Raw genomic sequence first — 26165 nt, forward strand, 5'->3', positions numbered from 1 at the left:
TAAATCGGCTGCAAAGGTAGGGGAACAGGGGCGGAATGGCAAAAAAAGGGGGAAGTAAATTGAAAAAAACATATCCGCATAACTGGTAGGGAAATAGCATGCACAAGGCCCGGGAACGAACAAATTGGTAATTACAAATGTTGATTATTAAATGCCTGAATGTTCCTAAAAACGATTCATTGGGACCACGATAAAAACGCCAGAAATTGTTATGCGCATAGTTTTAAAAATTTCAAACCGGGACTATAAAAAAATTTAACTTAGTGGACTGAATTGACCTGCTTTTTTACAGGTACCTTCCATTAATTCTAAAAGGGTATACTTATGAAAATTTTTACAACAGAGAATGTATCTGGACATATTTACAATACTTTACTGCTCCTATGCTTGGTGATGCCAGTCATGACCGGCTACGGACAAACTGATCCGGATATCCCGGATTTTGCCAAATATAAAACTGATAAAGAGGAATTTATGAAACGCCGGGCAGAAGCCATTGGCATGAAAAGGGGCTTTGATACTGCAAGACCAGTTGATCCCGGCTTGCGGATCATGGCCATCCGGCAAATGGAAGATCACCGAAGAATGATCCTGGCCGGCCAGGCACCCTATGAAAGCAATCTGATCAGTGAAGCCTGGATGCCTATTGGTCCGGCACCCATTCCAAATGGCCAAACACAATTTCCACCTACTACCGCTGTTTCCGGGCGGGTAACGGCTATTGCCATTCACCCGGCAAATGCCAATATCGCTTATGTAGGGACTGCCCAGGGTGGTCTATATCGCACAACTGATGGTGGCACCAACTGGACCCCTTTAATGGATAATGCGTTAAGCCTTGCGATCGGCTCGGTAGCCATCTCCCCGTCACAGCCCGAAACAATTTACATCGGGACAGGGGAACCAAACTTTTCTGCTGACAGTTACTTTGGAGTGGGCGTTTACCGGATTGATAATGCCAGCACAACAGCCAACCTGAGCGGACCTTTTAACCAGACCGCAGCAGCGGCTGATATATTTACCGGGCGATCAATAGGTAAGATCATTGTACATCCCAGCGACCCCAATACAATTTTCGTTGCTTCCACGTCCGGCGTTGGTGGAATTTTTTCTGCGGGTATTGCAGCCGGCAACCGGGGAATTTACCGGTCAACGAATGCAACAACGGCAAGTCCTACATTTACCCAGATCGGTGTACTTCCATCCCCCAATAATAATTTCAGTGTACGGGACATCTCCATTGATCCCCTTGATCCGAATATCATGGTGGCAAACCTGGTAGCTAGTGGCGGGGGAATTTACCGGTCAACAAATGCGTTAGCCGCAACCCCTACTTTCACCAATGTTCTTACGTTTACCGGGGGAACAAGTGATGTTACCGCTGAATTTGCTGTTCACCACACGGCAGGCCCGGATGCAACCTTTTATGCAGCAACAGGCTTTGGTGGGGGGAGGGTATACATATCCGTTAATGGCGGTGCAACCTGGACCCAGCAGATCGATAATAATTTCTGCACCGGGCAATGCTTTTACGATATTGCGATCGCAGTAGATCCAACCAATGCCAATACGGTTTACCTCGGCGGAAGTCCAACTATTATTTCAGCCAAATCTACCAATGCTGCCGTTTCATTTACCGACAATAATGCGGGTGTGCATGTAGATACGCATGTTCTTACCGTTTCCCCATCAGACCCCACCCAGGTATGGATGGGAACGGATGGGGGAATTTACAAATCCACCAACAGCGGCTTATCATGGACCCCATTGAATAATTCCCAATTCAGTGCAACCCAGTTCATGAGTATTGCGGTACACCCCACCGACCCGAATTTTTCCATCGGCGGTACGCAGGATAACGGCACAAATTTTTACCAACCCGGCGGAACATGGACCCGTGCAGATTTTGGAGATGGAGGATATGCCCAGATAGATCAAAATGCTCCTGACAATACGAATGTGAGGATGTATCATACTTATTTCAATGCAACAACCCTCCAGGGGTACGGCACGGTGGCATCAACGGCGTCAGCTTCCGATGGTTTGTGGTCATTCAGGGGATGCCAGTCTGCCGGTGCTACCGTCAATGGAATTACCTGTACCGGTACCATTAATTTCTATGCCCCCCTGGAACGTGGGCCGGGAAATCCCAATACGATCTATTATGGCAGTGACCGATTGTACCGTTCTGCAAATACCGGTACTACCCATACGGTTGTCAGCCAAAATCCAATTGTGGCAGGAGTTCCGATCAGTGCTATCGGGATCTCCCCCCAAAACGATGATGTGCGTATGGTAGGACTTAACAACGGAGCTTTGTATGGTACCAGTACAGGGGCAAACCCGTTGGTTGATCTCGACCCCTTAAATACGATCCCGAATGTAGCTATCGCCCGTACGATCATAGACCCCAACAACCAAACAACGGCATATGTTACCCTTTCTGCATTTGGCCAAAGCAGTGTCTGGAAGACAACAAACCTGAACAACAATCCTCCAACCTGGAATGCTGTATCAACCGGGCTTCCTGCTGTACCTGTAAATGCATTTGCCGTAAATCCATTGAATTCAAACGAAATCTTTGTGGGGTCAGATGTTGGAGTATTTTCTTCTGTAAATGGAGGCACATCCTGGTTCCCTGCCGGTACGGGTTTGCCGGTTGTTGCTGTATTTGGAATGGCCGTTACCGCGGGTGCTAAATTAAGAATAGCCACGCACGGCAGGGGCATGTGGGAAATCAGTGTAGCCGGTGCACTCCCTGTTACTTACCGCTCCTTTAATGCGTATGAAAAGCCGCAGGGAAAAGTCACACTGGAATGGAGAACAGCTTCCGAGAATAATAATAAAGGATTTGAAATTGAAAGAAGCATTTACCGTGATAATAATACAGCATTGAACTTTGAAAAGACCGGGTTCGTTGCCGGCAACGGCACTTCTTCTGCCGAACATGGTTATTTACATATAGACGAGCCAACCGGCGGAAATAAATTCATGTACCGGTTAAAACAAATAGATTATGATGGAAGGTTTAAATATTCAGAAACCCGGCTTGTTACTTTATCAGGATTAACAACCCAATTATATAACGCTTACCCCAATCCGGCTGATGCCAGCAGTATCATTAAATATCAATTGGCGAATGATAGCAAGGTGGACATTGCTTTATATGATCTAACGGGTAAAAGGATAAGATCATTAATAAATACCCGGCAGGAAGCGGGCATATACCAGGTACCATTAAAAACCAATGATCTACCTGCCGGTGCTTATATTTATAGAATGTCGGCAGATAATATGCAACTGGCTAATAGAATTATTATCCGTCATTAATCAAATTTGATATTACGGAATTGGCAATTTCTCAGCCCGGTATAGCTTAATTAAGCTATACCGGGCTGATTTTTTTATACCCTCTTACAGCAACTGAGTAAATGGATGATTAAAAAATAAAACTCCCTTCATACTTTTTGTATAAAGGGAGTAATATATAATAATACAAATGAACTAATTATTGCAACCTTCTCATCCGTGGCCGTTGGTTGTTCCGTTGCCTGTATTGCTCCAATAGTTTGCGTTTAAATTCGCCGTCCATCCGGAAGAAACGTTCGCAACGGTTCGTACCGAGTATCCTGGAGAAATTCTCCTGGTATCTTTTTTTCACATCCAGGTAAGCCTGTTGCTTCTGAAGTTCGGGCAGTTCTTTATTTACGCCGCGGATGTCATTTTCAAACTGGGTATGCACCGGCCAGAATTTCTGAGCTTCATCGGGCGTTAACTGCAACTGTTCTGATACATACGCAACATACAGGGCTTTGATCTTTTTCTGGTTGTTCTGTTCATCACCCGGTTGATTTTCCTGCGCCCCGGCAAAAGAGAAACCACCAAGAACCAGTGTCAGTATAAGTAGATATTTTTTCATGATCGTATTTTAATTTTTCAGATCCCCTAAATTGATATTGTTAAGATATTTATCCAATGCCTTTTCGTCCATCAGGTATTCTTCCTGCGAAGGCAGTTCGTTCTCATCAACACTGTTGGCAACGATCGCCGCTTTTACATCACTACCTTCCGCTTCCAGGTATTTCACGATCTCATCATCAGAGATCTTTGAAAACTCCTGGTCAATATTTTCAATCTTCAACCCGGCCATAACATAGTCGGGCAATGCTGTTTTAGACGGACCGGTTAACTTAAAAACACCCAATGCCATCACGCCGGTAAAGGCAGCGGCCACTGCATATTTGAAGAAAGTGGTTGTACGCCTTTTCATCACCACTATTTTAGCCTGCTGTGGCGTAAGCCTGCTGATCACTGCATTACTTAACTCCTCAAAATACCCGGCAGGAACTTCAAAAACATTTTCATTCCGGATGCTGTACAACATGGGTGATAAAGCCCTGGTCTCTTCTGATGCGGTTTCCACCTGGGTGGATTTTATCTTTCCCATGATGGTTTCGGCCAATGAATCAAAATAGCCATGGGGTACCTCTTCAATTGAACCAGAACCGGTATCGCCATCCGTATTTCCTTCATTCCTTACTCCCGCCAGAATATCCTCACTCAAGAGATCAAAATACCCTGCCGGAACCGTAAATACATTCAATTTTTCCATGCCGGCCAAAACCGGGCTTAGTTCCCTTAATTCTTCCAATATGTCATTTGTGCTTTTCATCTGTTCTTTCTGACACTTTTAATTGCTAATAGTTTAACTATTCAGTATAAAATTCTCAATTTTTTTCACGGCGTGGTGATAGCTTGCTTTTAATGCTCCCTCACTGGTCTCCAGTATCCTGCTCATTTTCTCGTAAGGCATCTCGTCATAATATCGCAAATTAAACACAACTCGTTGTTTTTCAGGCAATTGCTGGATAGCTACCTGTAGCTTCCATTCCAGTTTATTGGCATCAAAGTGCTTATCTGCCTTCAACCGGTTACTTAACCCGTTTTCCACATCGCTCAGTGAAACGGATGATCTTTTTTTCTGTTGTTCCAGGAAACTAAGGCATTCATTGGTGGCGATGCGGTATAGCCAGGTGTAAAGTTGGCTGTCTTCCCTGAAATTCCCCAATGCATTCCACACTTTAATGAACATATTCTGTAATACATCATTGGCGTCCTCGTGAGAAACCACCATACGCCGGATATGCCAGTATAGTTTTTCCTGGTATTTTTTAATGATGAGGGTAAAGCTGCGTTCTTTCGTAGCAGGCTCCCTGAACTGCATAAGCAGTTCTTTATCGTCGATTTGTTCTTTCATAATGGTTGAGCAGTAAAAATAAAAAAACCAACCGTAAGATTGGTTTTATCTGCAAAAGTTTAATGGGGGTCACTTCCTCGAAATGGCTTTTTCGGCTGCGGCAACAATATGCGCAGTATCCAGCCCGTATTTTGTAAGCAGTTCAATGGGTTTACCGCTTTCGCCAAACGTATCGTTGGTACCTATGTACTCAATGGGTACCGGGCAGTTTCTTGCTGCAGCCTGTGCAATGCTGTCACCAAGCCCGCCAATGATATTATGCTCCTCGGCGGTTACGGCACATTTTGTTTTACTGATTGAAGCAACAACAGCCGCTTCATCTAATGGCTTGATGGTATGAATATTCAACAGATCAACACGAATGCCTTTTTCCTGGAGAACTTTTGCGGCTTCAATTGCTTTCCACACCAGGTGGCCGCAGGCAAAGATCGAAACATCTGAACCAACGGAAAATTGCTGGGCCTTGCCTATAACAAAATCTGCTTCGTTGGTAAAAATGGGCCAAACCGGCCGTCCAAAACGCAAATAAACCGGCCCTTCATAATCAGCAATGGCCATGGTTGCCGCCTTTGTCTGGTTATAATCTGCCGGAACGATCACGGTCATGCCCGGCAACATTTTCATCAACCCGATATCTTCCAGTATCTGGTGGGTTGCTCCATCCTCTCCCAGGGTAAGTCCGGCGTGCGAAGCACAGATCTTTACGTTCTTGCCGCTGTAAGCAATGCTCTGGCGTATCTGGTCGTAAACCCTGCCGGTAGAAAAATTGGCAAACGTGGTTGTATAAGGGATCTTACCCCCTACGGTAAGCCCGGCAGCAATACCCATCATGTTGGCTTCGGCAATGCCGCACTGGATAAAGCGATCCGGGAATTCCTTCATGAAGCCGTTCAACTTCAATGAGCCTGCCAGGTCGGCCGTAAGGGCCACGATATTGGGATTTTTCCGGGCTGCTTCCAAAATTCCATCCCCAAAACCGCTGCGGGTGTCTTTATTGCCGGAAACCTGGATATTGTTGAGCATACTTGAACTTTTATTCGGTTTTTTAATTGCCGCAAAGTAAAAGAAAGATTTGCAGGGCGTCAAAAGAGAATGAAAAAGTTGCCCACATAGTTTTTAAGTAAATACACACCGGTGATCAAGATGACGAAAAGCAATGATCAGTTCAGGTCGGCATTTTTTGCATTGAATATATTCTCGTCTTCTTTCAGTTTCAGTTCCCATTGCCATGCAGTAGCCATCATCTGGTGCAGGTTGTATTTGGGAACCCAGCCCAACACATTACGGGCCTTGTCATTATTGGCATAAATGGCAATCACATCACCGGGGCGGCGGGGACCAAGGCGGTAGTTCAGTTTTACACCACTTGCCTTTTCAAATTCCTGGATGAGCTCCAGAACAGTATATCCATTTCCGGTACCCAAATTAAAGATCTCACAATTGCCTTCATTTTTATCCTGCAACAGGTAATTGAACGCCAGCGTATGGGCATGCGCTATATCACATACATGAATATAATCTCTCAGGCAACTTCCGTCCCGGGTAGGATAATCGGTTCCAAAGACCTGCATCATAGGCAGTTTACCGATGGCTGTTTGTGTAATGGCCGGGACCAGGTTTTCCGGTTTGCCAAGCGGCAGTTCACCAAGCAATGCAGAAGGATGAGCGCCTACCGGGTTAAAGTAACGGAGTAAGATCGCCTTGCTGTTGTTGCAATTCACTGCTTCCCGTACGATCTGTTCGCCCATTTGCTTGGTGGCTCCATAGGCCGATTCAGCAGCCTTCATCGGGCTTTCTTCAGTGACCGGTATATTATCCGGGTTACCATACACGGTGCAGGAAGAGGAGAAAACAAAATTGTCGACGCCAAACTCATCGGCACATTTTAAGATATTGATGAGCGAGTTCAGGTTATTCTCAAAATAAAGGAGGGGTTTTTTGACGGACTCGCCAACCGATTTGTATGCAGCAAAATGAATGATACCGCTGATATCGGGATTTTCCTGGAAGATGGCCACGGTATCATCATAGATACAAAGGTCGACCTTATAATTCTTTACTTTTTTGCCGGTTATCTTTTCAACCGATTCAAGGATGGTATCGCTGCTTCTGGAGTTGTTATCGGCAGAGATCACCTCAAAGCCGTTCTCTATCAGGTCTACCAAAGTGTGTACGCCTATGTATCCACAGCCGCCGGTAACAAGGATTTTATTCATGGTACAAAGAAAACAAAAAATCACTCATGGTGATGAGTGATTTTTTATGGCCGTTTGTTTATAATTTATAAGATCAGGTTTACGATATAATAGATCCCTGCAGCCAGTAAACCACTCACCGGTATCGTTAATATCCAGGCCCAGAGTAAATTCACCGTAACCCCCCAGCGCACGGCCGACAATCGCTTTGTGGCGCCCACCCCCATGATGGAACCGGTAATGGTATGTGTAGTGGAAACCGGTATACCCATCTGGCCGGTAAAGAATAAAGTGAATGCACCGGCTGTTTCTGCTGCAACCCCTTCCAGCGGGGTAACTTTTGTGATCTTTGTACCCATTGTTTTTACGATCTTCCATCCTCCGCTCATGGTTCCTAACCCGATGGCAAGATAACAGGCAACCGGTACCCAGTTAGGCAGGTCAGAAAAATTCTGGATGGACCCGCTTGCGATCAACGCAGCGCCGATGATACCCATTACTTTCTGGGCATCGTTTCCGCCATGGCCGATACTGAATGCGGCTGAACTGAACAACTGCAGTTTCTTGAACATATTGGCAACCTTGAATGCCGTCGGGGTCCTGATCTTCTCAACGTATAGGTAAACCAGGCAAAACAAAACGGAAGTGAAAATAATACCCCAAACGATCGAACTGTTGTCTGCCTTATCAATGTCCTTGGCCAGGGCCTTTTCGATACTGAACCCTTCGATCTTCTTTCTTACTTTTTCCTTATTGACCTCCTTGATCGGGTAAATGGCATGCAGGGCAGCCATCGTACTGTCGAGACCGATCTCCTGGTTGAAATATTTTTTTAAAGGATCCTTATAATTTTCGGTAGTGTTCTTCGCCGCATTGTATTCTGCTTTTACTTTTTCATCGCCGGTGGATCTTGCTTCCAGTACCAGGAAGTCATTGGCATTGCGGATATCATCTTTTAACCGGCTGGCTTCAATGTCTTTCAGCCACCCTTCATCAGAAGCTTTCTTTGCGATGGCTTTGGCGCCGAGCTTATCAAAGTCTTTGACGAGCGCATCGATCTTTTCATAATTGGGCAATGCCTCATCCAGCTTTTCTTTGGCAGCAGTATAAGCATTCAATGCCACAGTATCATTCGGATCGGCCTCTTTTTTCGCCAACGCGGCCTTTACTTCCTTTTTATATTTATCGATCTTTAAAAACTTCTGAAGGTTCTCCTCCATCTTGCTGCTTTCAAATTTATCGAACAGGAAAACAGTTAAGATGGTAGCCAGCGCAATGATCCCGATCCGGGCCCAGATATTCCGCATGACCGTGACAATGGTGATAAAAATGGAAATGATCATGCCGATGATGGGCGCCAGGAAGATAAATATAACGGTATTGAATATGATGCTTGATTCCACGATTTTGCCCCAGCTGAACCCCAGCCCCTTTTGCATCAATGCATGGGCGATGGCAGCGCCGGCAAACGCACCGATCAGCGTGTGGGAAGAAGAGGAAGGGATCCCATACCACCAGGTAAGCAGGTTCCAGAAAATGGCGGCTATCAGCCCGGATAAAATTACCGGCAGGGTGATGAATTCCTTGTTAACTGTTTTGCTGATCGTATTGGCAACCGCATGATCCTTAAAAATAAAATAAGCCGCACAATTAAAAATAGCCGCCCATACCACGGCCTGGAAAGGGGTAAGCACTTTGGTGGAAACAACCGTAGCGATCGAATTGGCCGCATCATGAAACCCGTTGATGTAGTCAAATATCAGGGCAAGGGCTATAATTAAGATTACTAAAGTCATGTGTTGTGTAAGATTTGAGATTTGCCAATTAACTTAAGCGTATTTCACAATGATACTCTCAATCACATTCGCTGCGTCTTCACACTTATCGGTAACAATTTCCATTACCTGGTAAATCTCTCTCTTCTTGATCACCTCCTTGGCATCGGGTTCTTCGGCAAACAATTTTTCGATGCTCATATCAAAGATATCGTCGCCCTGGTTCTCTATGCTGTTGATCTGGACCAGTGCATCGGTGATCTGGCGCATGTTTTTCATATTCCGTAATTCCTTTACTGCATCATGCACTGCCACACAGCCCTGCGCAATGATATCGGCCATTTTCTGAATGCCTGTATCATTGGGATTCACCCGGTAAAAATTTATCTTTTTGGCAGATGCCTGTATATAATCAGCAATATCATCCAGGGCAGAAGCCAGGTAATGAATGTCTTCCCGGTCAAAAGGGGTGATAAAATTCCTTCCCAGTTCGGTGAATATCTGGTGGGTGTAATCGTCATTCGTATGTTCCATATCCTCAATTTCCTTGATCAGCTTTGCCCGTTCGTCAAAATCAGGTTCATGAACCACTTCTTTCAGTTTTTCGCCCATTTTCACCAACACATCAACTACGCTTTCGAATAGCTGAAAGAACACCCTGTCTTTTGGTAAGAATATCTTTAAGATCGAATTTATGCCTGCCATATCTATGCTTTTTTTGCTGCAAAGGTTAACTTTTAGGCCAGATAAAGTAAAGTACCTTTTAAATGATAATGATTTGTTAACACAGGGGTAACATTAATTTGTTATTCCTTTGTCGCCAAATTTGCTAAATGCTTAAGAAACGACTTCCATTACTGGTAGCCATGCTCCTGTTTTACCAGTGCTTACAAGCCCAGTTTTTGATGGATATGGTGGATACGACCAAGGAAACCGGCAGGGGACTCCTTGCTGTTTATAAGAAATTCGATCACCTCCGTATTGGGGGATACATTCAGCCACAGTTCCAGGTGGCCTCAGCAAAAGGAGTAAAGAGTTTTGAAGGAGGCGATTTTGCCGCCCAGGTGAACAACCGTTTCATGCTTCGCCGCAGCCGGGTTCGGATTGACTATGTTCATTTTGGTAAGGAAACCAAACCGGGGGTGCAGATCGTTTTCCAGTTTGATGCCAATGAACGGGGGTTTACCGTACGGGATGTCTGGGGAAGGATCTTTGAAAATAGATTCAAACTCTTTTCTTTCACAACCGGCATGTTTGCCCGGCCATTTGGTTACGAGGTCAACCTGAGCAGCAGCGACCGGGAAAGTCCGGAACGGGGCCGCATGAGCCAGTTGCACATGAAAAGTGAACGGGACCTGGGCGCCATGCTCAGTTTTGAAGTAAGGCAAAAGGAACACCCGCTGAAAAATATCAAGATCGATGCCGGCTTCTTTAATGGCCAGGGTATAAATGCATCCGGAGATTTTGATAACATAAAAGATTTCATTGGCCGCATTTCCCTGAAACCGTTGCATCTCAGCAAATCAGTGCAGTTAACGGCAGGGGCATCCATTTTGTCTGGTGGGCTCCAAAATAACACCAAATATATTTTTACAACCTCCACAACTGCCGGCATCAAAAAAGTGGTCGTCGACTCCACGGCATCCAACACCGGAACAAGATCGCCCCGCCGCTATTATGGCGCCGATGTTCAGTTGAAACTCAGGAACGGCGCAGGTCGGTTTACTGAACTAAGAGCTGAATTTACTGCCGGCACCCAAACCGCCACAGTCAGCAACCCGGAAACGCCCAACGCTTTGCTGACAGGCACCGATGGTTTCCATCAAAGGAATTTCAACGGGGCTTACTTCTATTTACTGCAACACCTGTTCTCTCCCAACCACCTGCTGATCTTAAAATACGACTGGTATGATCCCAACAGTAAAGTAAAAGGAACAGAGATCGGTGTTCCCGGTTCAAACTTTACGGCTGCCAATATCAAATATTCCACACTGGGTTTGGGATATATGTATCACATAAGCGAGAACATGAAACTGGTATTATACTATGCCCGGGTTTGGAATGAAAAAACGCAGCTGGCAGGATATACAACCGATGTAAGAGACAATGTATTTACCTGCAGGATCCAGTTCAGGTTCTGAACCTCTTTCCTTTTACAGCATAAAAAAACCTACTCCCAGGACCAGGATCATTTTAAACCGGGTCGGTCTCTGCCCCATTTATCGTAATATTGCAATATTAAATTAAAGTAATGGGGGCAACAAAGACTGAATGGTTCACGGGCAAACACAATTCCATTGCCACGATGGCCAAAGCACTGGGGCATCCGGCAAGGGTTGCCATCATTGACTATTTATTATCTGTTGACACCTGTATCTGCGGTGATATTGTAAATAAACTGCCGTTGGCCCAGCCTACTGTTTCGCAACACCTGAAAGAACTCAGGAACGCAGGACTTATTAAAGGAAGCATCGAAGGCAATGCCATCTGTTATTGCCTTGATGAAAAGGCCATTGCCCGGATGCAAACATACTTTGCCGCCATTGCCGCCCGGCTGGAAAAGAAAAAAAATGATTGCTGCTGATACTAAAATAACAGGACCATGACCGCAAACAACTGTGCGCCGGCACACGAAAGAAAGAAACTTGGATTTTTAGACCGCTATCTCACCCTGTGGATCTTTCTGGCTATGGCACTTGGTGTAGCAATCGGCTATTTCTTTCCGGCATCATCAACGTTTATCAATTCATTTTCTTCGGGTACAACAAATATTCCTTTAGCAGTAGGATTGATACTTATGATGTACCCGCCTTTTACAAAAGTGAAGTACGATAAACTGAAGGAGGTTTTCAAAAACACCAGGGTACTTGGCGTTTCATTATTGCTTAACTGGATCATTGGCCCGGTCCTCATGTTCATCCTGGCTATCACATTTTTACAGGATTATCCCGAATACATGGTGGGATTGATCCTTATTGGTCTTGCCCGCTGCATTGCCATGGTGATCGTGTGGAATGAACTGGCAGATGGCAGCCGGGAATATGCCGCCGGTTTAGTTGCATTGAACAGCATCTTCCAGGTTCTCCTGTACAGTGTATATGCCTGGTTTTTTGTAACGGTACTCCCGCCCTGGTTTGGCATCACCGGTTCGGTGGTGGATATAACGATCGGGCAGATCGCAGAAAGTGTTGCCATCTATTTGGGCATCCCTTTCCTGGCAGGATTTCTTACCAGGTATTTCCTGTTAAAATGGAAGGGGAAAGAATGGTACCAGGCAAAATTCATCCCCTTCGTATCTCCCATAACACTGATCGCCTTACTCTTTACCATTGTTGTCATGTTCAGCCTGAAAGGCGAACTGATCGTTCAGATCCCGCTGGATGTATTGCGGATCGCTCTTCCGCTGGTCATTTACTTTGCCATCATGTTCCTGGTAAGTTTTTTCATAGGTAAACGAATGGGTGCTGATTACTCCACCAATGCATCCATCGCTTTTACGGCCGCAGGCAATAACTTTGAACTGGCCATCGCGGTTGCCATTGGTGTATTCGGCATCAACAGCGGCCAGGCCTTTGCCGGCGTGATCGGCCCGTTGGTGGAAGTGCCGGCATTGATCGCCCTGGTGAATGTTGCTTTCTGGTTCAGGAAAAAATACGATGCTTTATGATCCCCCCGCAGGCGATGGGCCCTCACAGCTGTATACCTTCCCTTAACAATTACGTAATATACAGGTAACACTACGGTAACATTCAATTCATGCTGCGATAACATGAAAGTTGTCCTTTTGCAGTAAATATTTACGGCATGAAATCACTGTTACTTCTACTTGCTTTTTTTACCCTCTCTTTCACCCTGAATGCCCAATCCGGAAAGATCGAAGGAAAGGTCACCGACTCAAAATCCGGCGCTGCTTTGTCGGGTGTTTCTGTTTCCGTGAATGGAAGCAAATCCGTTTCAGCCACCAATATGGATGGTTTCTTTGTCATCACACTGGAGGCAGGGAAAAATATACTCTGCAGTTAACTTCGGTAGGTTACCAGCCAAAAGAACTGACCGACGTGGAAATAATTGCCGGCCAGGTATCAAGAATTGACATTAACCTGGATAAGCTTGCCAAAACAGAGGATGCGGTTGTGGTAAGAACAACGTCGGCCCGGAAGGAAAGTGCAGCTGCCCTGATCACGTATCAAAGAAATACTTCTGTGGTGGCCCAGGTCATCAGTGCTGAAACCATTAAACGGTCTCCGGATAAAAACACCGGTGAAGTACTGAAACGGGTTACGGGCACTTCTGTACAGGAAGGAAAATACCTGGTGGTACGTGGTTTAAGCGACCGTTACAATATGGCCATGCTCAACGGCATTGCACTGAGCAGCACCGAACCCGACAGGAAAACATTCAGTTTCGACATTTTCCCCGCTGCCATGATCGACAACATCGTGATGAACAAGACCTTCATTCCCGAACTGCCGGGTGAATGGGCAGGTGGTCTGGTACAGGTACAAACAAAAGATGTTCCGGCTGCTTCCTTTCTTAACGTTCAGTTAGGGACCGGGTTTAACAGCAATACCATTGGCAGGGATTTCCAACAGGCACCGGGGGGGAAATTAGACTGGCTGGGTATTGATAATAAAGAAAGGGGCTTACCTGCTTCTATACCGGTAAAATCCGAGTTCAGCGCATTATCTCCTGCCGAAAAGGCGGCATTGGGAAAAAATTTCAGGAATAACTGGGTTGCAAAATCCGGTAATGCTCCCATCAATTCCTCTTTCCAGGTAAATGGTGGGGGAAGTACAAGGATATTCGGTAAAAAAATTGCCGGCATCTTTGCACTTACCTATAATCAATCCAACAAACGTACTCCTTTTGACAACATCTTTATTGCCAATAACGAGGGCGATGTTGAAATAAGGTACAACAACAATAAATACAGCCGGGATGTACTGGCCGGCGCCCTTGCCAATGTTACCCTGCAACTGAACAACAACAACAAGATCTCGGTAAAGAATCTACTGAATATCAATACCAGCGATTTTGTCAGTGACCGGTACGACGGAAGGGATTATATCATAAGCGGTGGCGGAAACGGAGACCGTGTTAAAGCAACCGAGATTGGCTTCAGGCAAAATACTTTTTTCAATACACAGCTCATTGGCGAGCATAATTTACCAACGCTGCAAACAAAGATCAAATGGTATGGCGGGTTCAATATCCTTGATCAGTACATACCCGACCAGCGCAGGCTGTTCTATACCCAGGACGGGAATGATCCTTCTGCACCTTACTATGCTTTACTGGGCCTGGGCGCAGGACAAAAAAGCGGGAGCATTTTCTACAGCTTCCTGAATGATTATATCTACAATGCCGGCGGCGATGTGACCAAATCACTTAACATCAAAGGAAAGACCCACAGCGTAAAAGCCGGTTATCTTTTCCAGGTAAAGGACCGCTTGTTCGACAGCCGCCCCTTTTATACCAACACGGCCAGCAATGCGATAAAATTACTTTCGCCAGACCAGTTGTATGCACCGGAGAATTTTGGTACGGGCAACGATAAAGTTCAGTTTGACGAGATCAATGGCAATGCGTACCGCTATGTGGCCAATACCATTTTAAATGCTGTTTACCTGCAGTTTGACAATCCCATTGGCAACAAATTACGGCTGGTATGGGGAGCCCGGTTTGAAAGCTATGACCAGTTGGTTGGAAGTGTAAGGAAAGATGATCCCCGGCATGTGAATAGCCTGGTAAAGGATTTTCTGCCCGGACTAAACCTTACCTATAAACTGAATAACAAGACCAACTTCCGTTTTGCAGCAAGCCAGACCGTGATCAGGCCCGAGTTCAGGGAATTGAGTCCTTTTGCCTTCTACGACTTTGAATTGGGAGCCCAGGTGGTGGGTAACAAATCAGCAGAGCGTACCAAGGTCTCGAATTTTGACCTTCGCTATGAATTATATCCGCGTGCAGGGGAATTATTCACCGTTGGCGCTTATTTCAAGCATTTCGACAAACCGATCGAATATTATTTCAACAGAACAGGACCTGGCACCAACACTTTCAATATCCTGAACACCAAAAATGCAACGGCATATGGTGCAGAACTGGAATTCAGGAAAAAACTTGATTTCATAAGTGCCCTTAAGAACTTTACGTTCAGCGGTAACCTGAGTTATATCTACAGCCGCGTTAAAGACACCACCGGAACCGTGGACAGGCCATTACAGGGACAAAGCCCTTATCTCATCAATTTCGGTTTACAGTATGACGTGGAGAAGATCGGGTTCAGCAGTACATTACTGTTTAACCAGATCGGCCGCAGGATCTTATTCGTGGGCAACGAAGCGATCTCCGATATATGGGAAGCCCCAAGGCCCCTGCTGGACCTGCAGCTTGCGCAAAAGGTCTTTAAAAGAAAAGGAGAAATCAAACTCAACATCAGCGACATCATCAACAGCCGGGCCAATTTCTATCACGACCTGGACAATAATAAGAAATACAGTAAGACATCCAAAGATGTTTTAGCCATCAGCAGGAATTATGGCACCAACGTTTCACTCAGTTTTGCATATACCATTAAATAAAAACGCTTAAAAAAAATAAACATGAAAAAGTTATTCCTTGCAGCTACCATTTTAGGTTTAGCAGCAACCAGCTGCCGTAAGATTGAAGTGGATGGCACCACCACCGTTGTAACGGGCGGCGGCGGAACCACTACCGAAAACACCATCCTCGAAGGAAGGATCATTGAGAACCGTACCTTAAAAGCGCAGTATACGTACAAACTGCGTGGCCTTGTGTATGTAACGAACGGGGCTGTGCTTACCATTGAACCGGGTACTAAAATAGTAGGGGAAACGGGTAAAAGCGGCGGTCTGATCATTTGCCGGAGTGCAAAAATAATAGCCGATGGCACACCGGACAAGCCAATTGTATTTACATCTGAAGCCGCTACCCCTTCATCTGGCGACTGGGCCGGCCTGGTAATTTTAGGCAATGCCCCAACCAATTCATCCTTTAATGGACAGGCTGGGATTGGTGAAATCGAAGGTGGCAGCAACAATAGTGACGGATTGGGATTATATGGCCTTGGAGCCAGCAGCAACCCGGCAGATAACAGCGGTGTTTTAAGATATGTACGCATCGAATATGCTGGCTATGCATTCCTGCCCGATAAAGAAATAAACGGTTTAACCCTCGGTGGTGTAGGTAACCAGACCATCATTGATTATGTACAGGTTTCCCGTGCCAATGATGACAGTTTTGAGTGGTTTGGCGGCACGGTGAATTGTAAACACCTGATCGCTTACAAGGGTCTAGATGATGACTGGGATGTTGATAACGGCTTTTCCGGTAAAATTCAATTCGGGATCAGTTTACGCGATAGTTCGGTTGCTGATATAAGCGGAAGCAACGGTTTTGAAGTTGACAATGATGCCAGCGGCAGCACCAACAATCCGCAAACCAGCGCCGTATTCAGCAACATGACGGTTATAGGTCCCCGGGCTACTTTATCCAATATTGGAAACAGCAATTTTAAGCGGGCCATGCATCTCCGCCGCAACAGTTCGATCAGCATTTTTAATTCTGTTTTCATGGGCTGGCCCACCGGCTTGTTGGTAGACGCTTCGACCGGAAGACCCATCGATCTGAATATCTCGGGTGGCTCTATGGTGATCGCAAATACCATCCTTGCCTCAAATAACACGCAGTTCTCTTATACGGCAAGCGCAAGCGCCCCTACCGGCTGGACAACTGCCGACCTTACCAATTATTTTAACCTGCCTGCAAACGGTAACAGTGTGTTGGCTACCAACAACGATGTGGCTTTGACCGCTCCATTTAAATACGACAACACCGTTGATTTCAACCCGGCAGCAGGATCGCCAGCACTAACGGGTGCAACATTCACCAGCCCCAAACTGGCAACCGGTTTTACAGCAGTAACCCACAAAGGCGCTGCCGCTTCCGGTGATACCTGGTGGAAAACCTGGACAAAGTTTGGCTTATAATCAAATACTTCTTTTTGAAAGGGCATCCGCTGTAAAAGCGGGTGCTTTTTTTTAAATTTACTTTTCAGCTTATGAAAATTTTTATTCTCATAATCGTTGCTGCTGTACTGGCGATACCTGGTTGTACGCAAAGGGAAAATAAACCTGCACAGAAGATGACCGTTAACAGGGCATGGCTGGATTCCATCCTAACAATAAGCGACAGCAGTTACGTCAAAGCCTATAAAAGAGGTCATTTTGATTCGGCTTTCTATTATATAAATAAAAAAGATTCCTCCATTTGTCAGCTAATGAAGGATCCCTCGCAGAATATCCGCCAGGTCATCATTGCCCGGAAAAATGTACGCAGTTTTTTTGCTGCATATTATACCAATGGCCAGTTACAGGCCGATCTGCCCCTGGATGCGTTTGGCCAGTATCACGGCAGGGCTACTTATTATTTCGCCAACGGTGGTACTGAAAGCACCGGCAATTATGAACACGGAATAAAAACCGGGACCTGGAAATATTTTGATGAAAAGGGCAAGCTTGTTTCTACGGATACCTATGATGATAACGGGCAAGTAGTTAAATAAGCCGGGGCAGGATATAACAATCCCTTAATCTTCCGGTAATACTGTGGTAAACCACGTTCAGGACCTTGCAGCAGGTTAAAGAAACAGCTTGCAGTCGTTTCAAATTTCTTAAGCAAATAGCAAGTTTCTCATGCTTGTGCCAGCTTTATTCTTATCGCTGGCCTTTTTTTTAAACAGGTATATTAAGTTAATGTTACCAAATTGTTACTACACACATTTAAATCACATTCTTTTTCACATCCGGTAATTGCCATGCTTTGAAATTATATTCACATATTCTATCTTACCAAACCAAAATCAAGCATATGAAATGGGTCAGCGTTAATAATGGTTCGGCCAACGAAACCTTCGAACTGTGGGAAGCCAATGAAAAACTGGCCAATATTTCGTTCAGCGGACGCACCCGGTTTGCCAGAATGGTAAGCCGCCTCGGTAAACGTATTTTCTCTTTTGAGGACCGGGGATTATTCTCTCCCAGGAAACTCATCCGGAACGAATACGGGATCGGGATGGGTAAGGTGGAAGAATTAAAGCCCGGATCCGGTAAAGGATTTGTGGAAATGGATGAAAAAAAATATTTCTTTGTATATAACCAGGATAACTCAGGTGAGCTGACCCTCTATGATGAATCCATGCAGAAAAACCTGTTAAGCTGCAGTTTTAACTCCATCAACCATCGCTTAAGCAAAACAAAGTCTTTATTGACAGAAGGTAAATTTGCCAGCCTCCTGCTGGTGCTTTGCTGGTATGCATTTCAGCCGCACAGCGCTTCTTCTGCACCCGGGATTGCAAAGCAGCCCGACTTAATGTTACCATAATACCTGGTTAATACTGCGTTTATATTGCCGGTGTTTCTTTGTTAAACGCCCGTGCATGAAAATCCGCATACTGCTGATACTCTCTTTTTTCAGCTCCCCCGTTTTTTCACAAACAGATTCCCTGCCAAATATTTTTATCATCACTACCGACGGGTTCCGCTGGCAGGAAATTTTTAACGGGGCCGACCCCGCTATCATCAGTAACCCCAGGTATGTAAAAGACACGGCATTACTCCGGCAAATGTTCTGGCACGAAGACCCCGTAGAAAGAAGAAGGATCCTGATGCCCTTTATATGGAAAACCCTCGCCAGGCAGGGATCTTTGTATGGCAACAGGAATTATGAGAATAACGTAGCCGTGGCCAATCCATACCGGTTTTCTTATGCAGGCTATAATGAACTCCTGACCGGCTATGCCGACCCGGCCATCATTGCCAACCGCAAAAAACGGAACAGCAATGAAACCCTGCTGCATTTCATGAACAACCAGCCGGGTTATAAAAACAACGTAGCGGCATTTGCAAGCTGGAACCTCTTCGATTACATTCTCAACAAGCAGCCTGCTGGTATTTACCTGAACAGTGGCTACAGGAATATTGCGCATGATTCGCTAACAACCAACGAAACACTGATCAATACCATACAGCAACTGGCAGTGAATAACCGGCAACAAACCAGGAATGACATGCTTACTTTTGTTGCGGCCAAAGAGTATATACAGGCCAGGCATCCCAAAGTGGTATTCATAGGTTTTGGAGAAACCGATGAATATGCCCACAGCGGCCGGTATGATGAGTACCTGCAGAGTGCTCACCTCTTTGACGAATTCATTTCACAGCTCTGGTACCTGGTGAATAAAGACCCGTTTTATAAAAACAATACCAGTTTTATCATTACCACCGATCATGGGCGTGGAGCCAGGCCCGGAAACTGGACAAAACACAGTATGTTCATTAACGGCAGCAACAATACCTGGCTCCTGACCATCGGCCAGGGCCTTGATTGCAAAGGAGAAGTAAAAAACAAGGAAGAAATTTATATTGAACAGCTGGCACAAACAATCACCCGGCTGCTCGGGCAAACCTTTACTGCCCCTCACCCTGTAGGTGATCCCCTGTACCTGTCCTTCAATGAAAAATGATATTAATACTGGCTTAATACAGGATTAACAATTTGGTAAACGGCGGGATATAAATTGCAAACCAAACAACCTGCTGATGCAAACCAACCCATTCTCTATCCGAAAGAATAAAATTTACTTCATCGGACTCCTGGCTTCCCTATTGACTGCAGCAGTTTTTTTACTCGCCAACGGCAAGGCCGCTGCTTTCATTTCTCTCAACAGTTATCACCCTTTTCTTTTGAACATTTTTTTTATCAATTACACATTTATGGGGGATGGTATCTTTGCTCTGTGCCTGGTTGCTGTAATGTTCTTTTATTTAAAAAAGAAAAACCAGGGTTTTGCATTACTCTACTCCTTTTTGATTTCCGGGTTAGCTGTACAGGTGATCAAAAATCTCATCAGCGCTCCCCGACCCAGGTTGTTCTTTGAACAGGGGCAGTATTTATTTTTCATGGATGGAATCAGCCTGGCCAATAATTCAAGTTTTCCTTCGGGCCATACTGCCACAGCTTTTGCCATTGCAACCGTTTTTGTGATGATGCTGAAAAACAAGAACTGGCAATGGCTGATCTTACCAGCGGCCCTGCTGGCGGGTTACTCACGTATTTACCTGGCTCAGCATTTCTTACTGGATGTGATCATTGGAGCAATATTAGGCAGTGTTTCCGGCATCATCGCTGTTTACCTGGCATTCAACCCGGCAGGCAACCGGGTATTGCTGAAGAAAATATTCAAACTAATCCAGGGCCGGCCCTCATCACCGGCATCCATGCAAACTGTATGAGCGGAGCCATTCATACACAGTTTATTAAGTTCGGTATGGTTGGGATAAGTGGAATGGCACTGGATTTTTCTGTAACCTGGCTTTGTAAGGAAAAACTCCGCCTTAATAAATACATTTCAAACTCAGCCGGGTTTTGTTTAGCGGTGGTAAGCAATTTTTTATTGAACCGTCGCTGGACCTTTGAAAGCATACAGCAGCCTGCTGCAAACCAATTCGTATATTTCACTCTGGTATCGGTTACCGGTCTGTTGATAAACAACCTGTTCTTATACCTGCTTTTGAAATATGCAAAAAAGAATTTTTATTTTTTGAAATTGGTTGTTACCGGACTTGTCTTTTTCTGGAATTATTTTATGAACCTGCTGTTCACATTTAACCAACCGTAGTGAATTATAGAAATAAAACCGTGGTGCTTATTCTCGTGGCAACACTGGTTCGTTGCATCACCGCCTTTTGTTTGGAACTGGGCAATGATGAAGTATACTACCGCATGTATGCCCAGCACCTTCAATGGAATTATTTTGATCACCCTCCCATGGTGGGCTGGATGATACGGCTTACCACCGCCAACCTGTTGTTTGACAATGAATTTTTTATACGACTGGGCGCCATCATTTCTGCCGCTATAACTACCTGGTTCATCTTTTTGAGCGGCAAAAAACTGAATAATGCCTACACCGGTTATTTGGCAGCAGCAATTTATACCGCAACCATTTATGGAAGCATTGTGGCGGGTACATTTATCCTGCCCGATTCGCCCCAAATGATCTTCTGGGCAGCAGGCCTGTACCTCCTTATCGATATAGCACATTACACAACCATAAATCGGGTGAAGAAGAGAAAGCTGTTGCTGTTTGGGATCATTGCCGGACTAGGTATGCTTTGTAAAATTCATACTACGTTCCTGTGGGCCGGCTTACTGCTTTACCTGCTCCTCAACAACAGGCAATGGTTTAAAGAACCTGTCCTGTACCTTTCAGCCATAACCACCCTGCTGATATTTTACCCGGTCATTAAATGGAATATTGATAACCACTTTGTAACATACCTCTATCATGGCCAACGGGTGAATGTGACCGGAAGCGGCTTTAATTTCTCTGGTTTTCTGAGCTTTGCAGGCGGACAGGTATTGTATTGCAACCCGGTCATCTTTTTTCTCCTTATTCCGGCAACCATTGCTGCCATTAAGAATGAACTGCCTGTTCTGTCATCGCAAAAAGGAATGTTGCTGCTCTGCAGTTTGCCATTACTGATTATTGCTACAATCATTTCTTTTTTTAAGCCGGTACTCCCCCACTGGACCGGGCCTGCATACAGCGGCCTGGTCTTACTTACAGCCTGCTACCTGGACAAACGAAAAAGAACATCCCTGTTTGAAAGAAGAATAATGCCCAAGCCCCTGTTGGTTGCAAATACATTTCTCTTCGTATTGATCAGCTCCGGCATCCTGCTTATCAATTTCATGCCCGGCACAGCAGGCAGTAAAGCCAACCCGCATCTGGGAGATGGAGATTTTACGCTGGACATGTACGGGTGGAAAAAATTCAAAAAAGAGTTTCAAAAAATGATCGAATCAGATCTGCAAAAAGGCCTCGTGAAAAGAAATGCCTGCATCATAAGCAACAAATGGTTCCCGGCTGCTCATCTTGATTATATTGCAGCCTTGCCACTAAAAAAAGACCTTATTGCCCTTGGCGATACGAATGATATACACCAGTATGCATGGATCAATACAGAACGGAGGTTATTGCTGCCCGGCGATGATGCTTATTACATAGCTCCTTCCAACAACTATGCAGATGCCAAAGAATTATACGGTAACCGGTTTACAACAATTCTACCGCCCCAGGTAATTGAACAGGAAAGAGGTGGAAGGATATGCCGTCGTTTTTATGTCTGGCGCCTGAAAAATTTCAGGCCATAAGAAAACCCCCGTTTATAAAAGCAGGGGTTTCTTTTACTTCCCAAAACTGATCCGAAAAAACTGCATGGTGAAAGTAGGCCCGGTTCATTACCGGCATATAAATCCTTCGTTAAGCAATTATTATTTCACAATGCAGCTTCATTTTCCCATATTTCTGCCGATGCGGCCAGTGTATCTTTTAAAAACCGGCTGTACCACCGGCCAGAGTCTTTGACCGTTCGTCGCTGGGTGGCAAAATCAACGTGTACCAGTCCAAACCGGGGATAAAACCCTTCTGCCCATTCAAAATTATCAAGCAGCGTCCATACAAAATATCCATTAACCCTTACCCCCTCTCTTTTGGCAAGCAGTACCTGTGCAATATGGTCCTGCAGGTATTTTACCCGTCTATAATCATCCACCTTCCCGTTTTCAAGAACATCTTCAAAAGCAGCCCCGTTCTCTGTTACGATGATCTCCTTCACCCCCGGGTACCCATTGATCCTTTTCAATGCTTCATAGATCGCCGGTGGGTAAACCTCCCAGTCCATCACCGTATGGTCCACATTTCTTTTGCTTGCTTTAATCAGCTTTGCCCTCACAAAGGGCATCAGTGGCGCATAGGCCACCATTTCCCGTGTATAATTCTGCAGGCCGATAAAATCCATCTCAAAAGCAAGTTTTTTCTCATCATGCGGGTATATGAACCGTTCGATGCGCTCAAGGATCCGGAGGTCCCTGGTGGGATATCCCAGTCCAAGCAGCGGCTCTATGAAAAGGCGGTTAAAGAGAGCATCCGCCTTTACGGAAGCCTTTACATCATTTTCCTCGTAGTGCCTGTAGGGCTCAATATGTGAATAGGAAAATGTGGTTCCCACTTTACAATCCTGCCGCAGCGACCGTATGATCCTTCCTCCTTCTGCCTGGCACAAAGCAGCATGGTGGACGGCTGCCAAAAAACTGCTCAATCCTTTTTTGCCCGGTGCATGCACTCCTAAAAAATACCCCGCCCCGGTAAACACCATCGGTTCATTAAGTACCATCCAGTGCTTTACCCGGTCGCCGAAAGTGCTTTATACAGCAGTCAACATAATAACTGAACCAATGAATGATATCCCGGTTTGTCCATCCTCCCTTCTGCTGCAGGGCTTCCGGCAGGTCCCAATGATACAGGGTTATCCAGGGCTCTATCCCCAACTCCAGGCAAAAGTCAATTACATGATTGTAGAAGTTAATGCCTTTGTAGTTTACCGCTCCTGTTCCATTGGGTAAAATACGGCTCCAGGAGACAGAGAAGCGATAGTTGGGAATGTTGAGGTTATAAACAAGCGCCAGGTCTTCGGCGTAATGGTGGTAAAAATCACAGGCCGTATTGCCGTTATCGTTGTTTGCTATTTTTTTTTTCTTTTGAGAGAATACATCCCATATTGAAGGGCCTTTTCCATCTGCATTATGCGCCCCTTCTATCTGGTAAGCCGCCGTAGACACGCCCCATTTAAAATCTTCCCCAAAATCATTCTTTGTAAAGAGCATGATCTATCCCCCCAGTTGGTTTAATATTTTTCCCAGGCTCTTGTCCTTTAATTTCTTTACCGAATAAATAGCATCGCCCAGTTTAATTTCCTTTTTTATATCCGGAGCTGCATGTTTCCGGATGATCATGCTGATGATCCTTTCGGTACTGTTGGGATAATTAACGGTGATCACCTGCTTTCCCGTTATCCACGCCCTGATCTTATCCGTATGTTTCTTCTTCAGGCTTTTGATCACCGGCACGCCCATATCTTTCAGGGCAGCAGCATTGCATTGCTGTTCATATTGTCCTTTCATAGGGATCACCATCAGCTTCTTTTTCAGGTACAGGGCTTCGGCCGGCGTTTCAAAACCGGCGCCGCATAAAATACCCGTGCAGTGGATAAGGCTCTCAATAAAATCATCATTATTCACCGGCCGGATGTGAATATTCTTTTCCCGGTATTCTTTTTTGGAGTGCTTGCTGAACACCTGCCACCGGATATCCTTTATTTCACCCAGTACCTTGATGATCCGTTGATCACTGTAAGCAGGCAGGTAAACACTGTAATGATCCTTATTCTCCGGTTTTGCCTGTCTTACCTGGCTCCGGATCACCGGCGGAAAAATATTTTTATCATACATACCAAAATGAAAACCATAGGATGCTGTTACGGGCGCATAATTGTTTAAAACCGCTTTACCAACCAGGTCCTTCTTTTTGGGCCGGGGCGATCTTTTATTGATCACGGCTGCCTGGTGGCTGAGCCCGATACAATCCTTTTTTTTCATCTTGCAGGCCCAGGCACTCACGGGTTCAAAATCATTGATCACCAGGTCATAGTTTTCAACAGGCAGGCTTTTGATCTCTTTGTAGAGCTGTTTTAAATTGCTTTTTTTATACGTCGCCACAAGGTCTATACCGCCCTTCTTCCCGAAAATAAAACTGAGCCCTTTGAATTTATATTTCACCGGGTAAGGCAACTCTACATCCGCCTGTATGCCGCTGACCAGGATATCTAGTTCTCCTTTTTTCTGCAGGATGGGGATGATATCCCTGGCCCTGCTCAGGTGACCATTGCCTGTACCCTGTATGGCATATAATATCTTCATGATTGCTTCAACAGGTTGAATTCTTCCACCAGGTTATCAAACAACTGGTTATTGTTCAGTTCTTCTTCCTGGTCGTGTATGCTCATGTTCAGCATTTCAATTTCATCAAACCGGTAAATCTCCCATTTGCCGCCGGCGTACTCCAATGCGGTCAGGTTCTCGATCCAGTCGCCGCTGTTCAGGTAGATTATTTTACCCTCCTCGTTTACGATCTCTTTTATTTCGGGCTGGTGAATATGGCCGCAGACCACATAATCGTATTTGTTGCTGATGCCGATATCAGCGGCCGTTTGTTCAAAACTGTTAATGAACTTCACTGCACTCTTCACACTGTTCTTTATTTTCTTCGACAGGGATAATTTTCCGCGCCGGAATATCTTTTCTGAGATAAAATTGGCTACCCGGTTAATAAGGATCAACGTATCGTACCCCACGGCACCCAGTTTTGCCAGCCACTTGCTGTGCTGCATGGTTACATCAAATACATCGCCGTGAAAGAACCAGGCCGTCTTCCCCTCGTCCAGTTCCAGTATCACTTTGTTAACAATTTTCAGAGAGCCCATCTTGAAACCTGCGAACTTCCGCAGCATCTCATCGTGGTTGCCGGTGACGTAATAGATCTTCACTCCCTTTCCCATCCAGCTCATTAATTGTTTTACCACTTTCATATGGCTTTTAGGCCAGTAGCGTTTGCTGAACTGCCAGATATCAATGATATCTCCATTTAGGATGACCGTTTTGGGCCTGATTGTTTTCAGGTAAAGCAATAATTCCTTGGCGTGGCAACCATAGGTACCGAGATGTACGTCCGACAGTACCAGTATATCCAGTTTTCTTTTCTTTATTTTATCCACTACCGGATCTTATGAAATTTCAACGGCGGATAAAAGGCAGAAAGCATGGGCAGGAATATTCGTACGGATAGTTCCAGGAAAAAATAATGCAGTTTTTTCATAAAAGACCGGGGTTAGTGTTCATGCAAAGTGCACAGATCGTGTGACCAAATGTTTATGCCAATATTATGAACGTGTTAATTCACGCATTAATTATTTGGTAACATGTGCTTAATAACTCCTTAATAATTCTCCGGCAGTT

22 protein-coding genes and 1 pseudogene are annotated in these 26165 nt (G+C 45.2%); 13 read left to right on the top strand and 10 right to left on the bottom strand.

Features of this window, described 5'->3' with window-relative positions:
* The first annotated feature begins 474 nt into the window (after nt 1-474).
* Nucleotides 475-3330 carry a T9SS type A sorting domain-containing protein gene (locus IPJ02_07195; GenBank protein ID MBK7375332.1) on the top strand — a complete coding sequence of 952 codons (2856 nt, stop codon included), beginning with the start codon at nt 475-477 and terminating at the stop codon, nt 3328-3330.
* A 178-nt stretch (nt 3331-3508) separates the two neighbouring features.
* Here IPJ02_07195 and IPJ02_07200 read toward each other — a convergent pair whose 3' ends face one another.
* The 7 genes from IPJ02_07200 to IPJ02_07230 form a co-directional block, all read right to left on the bottom strand.
* A complete protein-coding gene (locus IPJ02_07200) occupies nt 3509-3919 on the bottom strand; it encodes a hypothetical protein (GenBank protein ID MBK7375333.1) in 411 nt (136 codons plus the stop codon).
* A 9-nt stretch (nt 3920-3928) separates the two neighbouring features.
* Nucleotides 3929-4672: a hypothetical protein gene (locus IPJ02_07205; GenBank protein ID MBK7375334.1), complete on the bottom strand. Its 744-nt coding sequence runs from the start codon at nt 4670-4672 to the stop codon at nt 3929-3931.
* Between the two features lie 33 nt (nt 4673-4705).
* Nucleotides 4706-5257: a sigma-70 family RNA polymerase sigma factor gene (locus IPJ02_07210; GenBank protein MBK7375335.1), complete on the bottom strand. Its 552-nt coding sequence runs from the start codon at nt 5255-5257 to the stop codon at nt 4706-4708.
* 69 nt (nt 5258-5326) lie between these two features.
* On the bottom strand, nt 5327-6280 hold the full coding sequence (locus IPJ02_07215) for a transketolase family protein (GenBank protein MBK7375336.1): 954 nt from the start codon (nt 6278-6280) through the stop codon (nt 5327-5329).
* A gap of 137 nt (nt 6281-6417) precedes the next feature.
* Nucleotides 6418-7473, bottom strand: a complete 1056-nt coding sequence (galE, locus tag IPJ02_07220; protein MBK7375337.1) for a UDP-glucose 4-epimerase GalE — start codon at nt 7471-7473, stop codon at nt 6418-6420.
* Between the two features lie 65 nt (nt 7474-7538).
* A complete protein-coding gene (locus tag IPJ02_07225; GenBank protein MBK7375338.1) occupies nt 7539-9248 on the bottom strand; it encodes an inorganic phosphate transporter in 1710 nt (569 codons plus the stop codon).
* Between the two features lie 33 nt (nt 9249-9281).
* Nucleotides 9282-9932, bottom strand: a complete 651-nt coding sequence (locus IPJ02_07230; protein MBK7375339.1) for a DUF47 domain-containing protein — start codon at nt 9930-9932, stop codon at nt 9282-9284.
* A gap of 200 nt (nt 9933-10132) precedes the next feature.
* Here IPJ02_07230 and IPJ02_07235 point away from each other — a divergent pair, with 200 nt between their 5' ends.
* The 12 genes from IPJ02_07235 (at nt 10133) to IPJ02_07290 (ending at nt 22466) form a co-directional block, all read left to right on the top strand.
* Nucleotides 10133-11368 (top strand): porin, encoded by a 1236-nt coding sequence (locus IPJ02_07235; GenBank protein ID MBK7375340.1) that lies wholly within the window; start codon nt 10133-10135, stop codon nt 11366-11368.
* Between the two features lie 110 nt (nt 11369-11478).
* The gene (locus IPJ02_07240; protein ID MBK7375341.1) at nt 11479-11811 is read left to right on the top strand and encodes a winged helix-turn-helix transcriptional regulator; all 333 of its coding nucleotides are present in this window, start codon (nt 11479-11481) and stop codon (nt 11809-11811) included.
* 18 nt (nt 11812-11829) lie between these two features.
* Entirely contained in the window at nt 11830-12894 is a 1065-nt protein-coding gene (gene arsB, locus IPJ02_07245; GenBank protein ID MBK7375342.1) for an ACR3 family arsenite efflux transporter, read from the top strand.
* A 137-nt stretch (nt 12895-13031) separates the two neighbouring features.
* Nucleotides 13032-13250 carry a carboxypeptidase-like regulatory domain-containing protein gene (locus IPJ02_07250; protein MBK7375343.1) on the top strand — a complete coding sequence of 73 codons (219 nt, stop codon included), beginning with the start codon at nt 13032-13034 and terminating at the stop codon, nt 13248-13250.
* Nucleotides 13251-13285: 35 nt separating this feature from the next.
* Nucleotides 13286-15811 carry an outer membrane beta-barrel protein gene (locus IPJ02_07255; protein MBK7375344.1) on the top strand — a complete coding sequence of 842 codons (2526 nt, stop codon included), beginning with the start codon at nt 13286-13288 and terminating at the stop codon, nt 15809-15811.
* A gap of 21 nt (nt 15812-15832) precedes the next feature.
* Complete coding sequence (locus tag IPJ02_07260; protein MBK7375345.1) at nt 15833-17239, top strand: hypothetical protein; 1407 nt, start codon at nt 15833-15835, stop codon at nt 17237-17239.
* Between the two features lie 71 nt (nt 17240-17310).
* The gene (locus IPJ02_07265) at nt 17311-17814 is read left to right on the top strand and encodes a hypothetical protein (GenBank protein ID MBK7375346.1); all 504 of its coding nucleotides are present in this window, start codon (nt 17311-17313) and stop codon (nt 17812-17814) included.
* A 305-nt stretch (nt 17815-18119) separates the two neighbouring features.
* On the top strand, nt 18120-18632 hold the full coding sequence (locus IPJ02_07270) for a hypothetical protein (protein MBK7375347.1): 513 nt from the start codon (nt 18120-18122) through the stop codon (nt 18630-18632).
* A gap of 55 nt (nt 18633-18687) precedes the next feature.
* Complete coding sequence (locus IPJ02_07275) at nt 18688-19773, top strand: alkaline phosphatase family protein (protein MBK7375348.1); 1086 nt, start codon at nt 18688-18690, stop codon at nt 19771-19773.
* 76 nt (nt 19774-19849) lie between these two features.
* Entirely contained in the window at nt 19850-20542 is a 693-nt protein-coding gene (locus tag IPJ02_07280; protein ID MBK7375349.1) for a phosphatase PAP2 family protein, read from the top strand.
* Between the two features lie 35 nt (nt 20543-20577).
* Nucleotides 20578-20928: a GtrA family protein gene (locus IPJ02_07285; protein MBK7375350.1), complete on the top strand. Its 351-nt coding sequence runs from the start codon at nt 20578-20580 to the stop codon at nt 20926-20928.
* Entirely contained in the window at nt 20928-22466 is a 1539-nt protein-coding gene (locus IPJ02_07290) for a glycosyltransferase family 39 protein (GenBank protein MBK7375351.1), read from the top strand. The genes IPJ02_07285 and IPJ02_07290 overlap by 1 nt, the downstream gene beginning before the upstream one ends.
* 125 nt (nt 22467-22591) lie before the next feature.
* Here the strand turns inward: IPJ02_07290 and IPJ02_07295 are convergent.
* The 3 genes and pseudogenes from IPJ02_07295 to IPJ02_07305 all read right to left on the bottom strand — a co-directional run bounded on the left by IPJ02_07295 (nt 22592) and on the right by IPJ02_07305 (nt 25915).
* Nucleotides 22592-23978 (bottom strand): annotated as a pseudogene (locus tag IPJ02_07295) (beta-glucosidase).
* A 3-nt stretch (nt 23979-23981) separates the two neighbouring features.
* The gene (locus IPJ02_07300) at nt 23982-25070 is read right to left on the bottom strand and encodes a glycosyl transferase (GenBank protein MBK7375352.1); all 1089 of its coding nucleotides are present in this window, start codon (nt 25068-25070) and stop codon (nt 23982-23984) included.
* Nucleotides 25067-25915 (bottom strand): UDP-2,3-diacylglucosamine diphosphatase, encoded by an 849-nt coding sequence (locus IPJ02_07305; protein ID MBK7375353.1) that lies wholly within the window; start codon nt 25913-25915, stop codon nt 25067-25069. Before IPJ02_07305 ends, IPJ02_07300 begins: the two co-directional genes overlap by 4 nt.
* Between the last annotated feature and the right edge of the window lie 250 nt (nt 25916-26165).

This window comes from Chitinophagaceae bacterium (assembly GCA_016710165.1).
GTDB lineage: Bacteria > Bacteroidota > Bacteroidia > Chitinophagales > Chitinophagaceae > Ferruginibacter.

What these genes read in the sequence shown, in the direction of transcription:
- IPJ02_07195 (MBK7375332.1), top strand. Translation starts at nt 475, where the DNA reads ATGAAACGCCGGGCAGAAGCCATTGGCATGAAAAGGGGCTTTGATACT.
- IPJ02_07200 (MBK7375333.1), bottom strand. Translation starts at nt 3,919, where the DNA reads ATGAAAAAATATCTACTTATACTGACACTGGTTCTTGGTGGTTTCTCT.
- IPJ02_07205 (MBK7375334.1), bottom strand. Translation starts at nt 4,672, where the DNA reads ATGAAAAGCACAAATGACATATTGGAAGAATTAAGGGAACTAAGCCCG.
- IPJ02_07210 (MBK7375335.1), bottom strand. Translation starts at nt 5,257, where the DNA reads ATGAAAGAACAAATCGACGATAAAGAACTGCTTATGCAGTTCAGGGAG.
- IPJ02_07215 (MBK7375336.1), bottom strand. Translation starts at nt 6,280, where the DNA reads ATGCTCAACAATATCCAGGTTTCCGGCAATAAAGACACCCGCAGCGGT.
- galE (MBK7375337.1), bottom strand. Translation starts at nt 7,473, where the DNA reads ATGAATAAAATCCTTGTTACCGGCGGCTGTGGATACATAGGCGTACAC.
- IPJ02_07225 (MBK7375338.1), bottom strand. Translation starts at nt 9,248, where the DNA reads ATGACTTTAGTAATCTTAATTATAGCCCTTGCCCTGATATTTGACTAC.
- IPJ02_07230 (MBK7375339.1), bottom strand. Translation starts at nt 9,932, where the DNA reads ATGGCAGGCATAAATTCGATCTTAAAGATATTCTTACCAAAAGACAGG.
- IPJ02_07235 (MBK7375340.1), top strand. Translation starts at nt 10,133, where the DNA reads ATGGATATGGTGGATACGACCAAGGAAACCGGCAGGGGACTCCTTGCT.
- IPJ02_07240 (MBK7375341.1), top strand. Translation starts at nt 11,479, where the DNA reads ATGGGGGCAACAAAGACTGAATGGTTCACGGGCAAACACAATTCCATT.
- arsB (MBK7375342.1), top strand. Translation starts at nt 11,830, where the DNA reads ATGACCGCAAACAACTGTGCGCCGGCACACGAAAGAAAGAAACTTGGA.
- IPJ02_07250 (MBK7375343.1), top strand. Translation starts at nt 13,032, where the DNA reads ATGAAATCACTGTTACTTCTACTTGCTTTTTTTACCCTCTCTTTCACC.
- IPJ02_07260 (MBK7375345.1), top strand. Translation starts at nt 15,833, where the DNA reads ATGAAAAAGTTATTCCTTGCAGCTACCATTTTAGGTTTAGCAGCAACC.
- IPJ02_07265 (MBK7375346.1), top strand. Translation starts at nt 17,311, where the DNA reads ATGAAAATTTTTATTCTCATAATCGTTGCTGCTGTACTGGCGATACCT.
- IPJ02_07270 (MBK7375347.1), top strand. Translation starts at nt 18,120, where the DNA reads ATGAAATGGGTCAGCGTTAATAATGGTTCGGCCAACGAAACCTTCGAA.
- IPJ02_07275 (MBK7375348.1), top strand. Translation starts at nt 18,688, where the DNA reads ATGAAAATCCGCATACTGCTGATACTCTCTTTTTTCAGCTCCCCCGTT.
- IPJ02_07280 (MBK7375349.1), top strand. Translation starts at nt 19,850, where the DNA reads ATGCAAACCAACCCATTCTCTATCCGAAAGAATAAAATTTACTTCATC.
- IPJ02_07285 (MBK7375350.1), top strand. Translation starts at nt 20,578, where the DNA reads ATGGTTGGGATAAGTGGAATGGCACTGGATTTTTCTGTAACCTGGCTT.
- IPJ02_07300 (MBK7375352.1), bottom strand. Translation starts at nt 25,070, where the DNA reads ATGAAGATATTATATGCCATACAGGGTACAGGCAATGGTCACCTGAGC.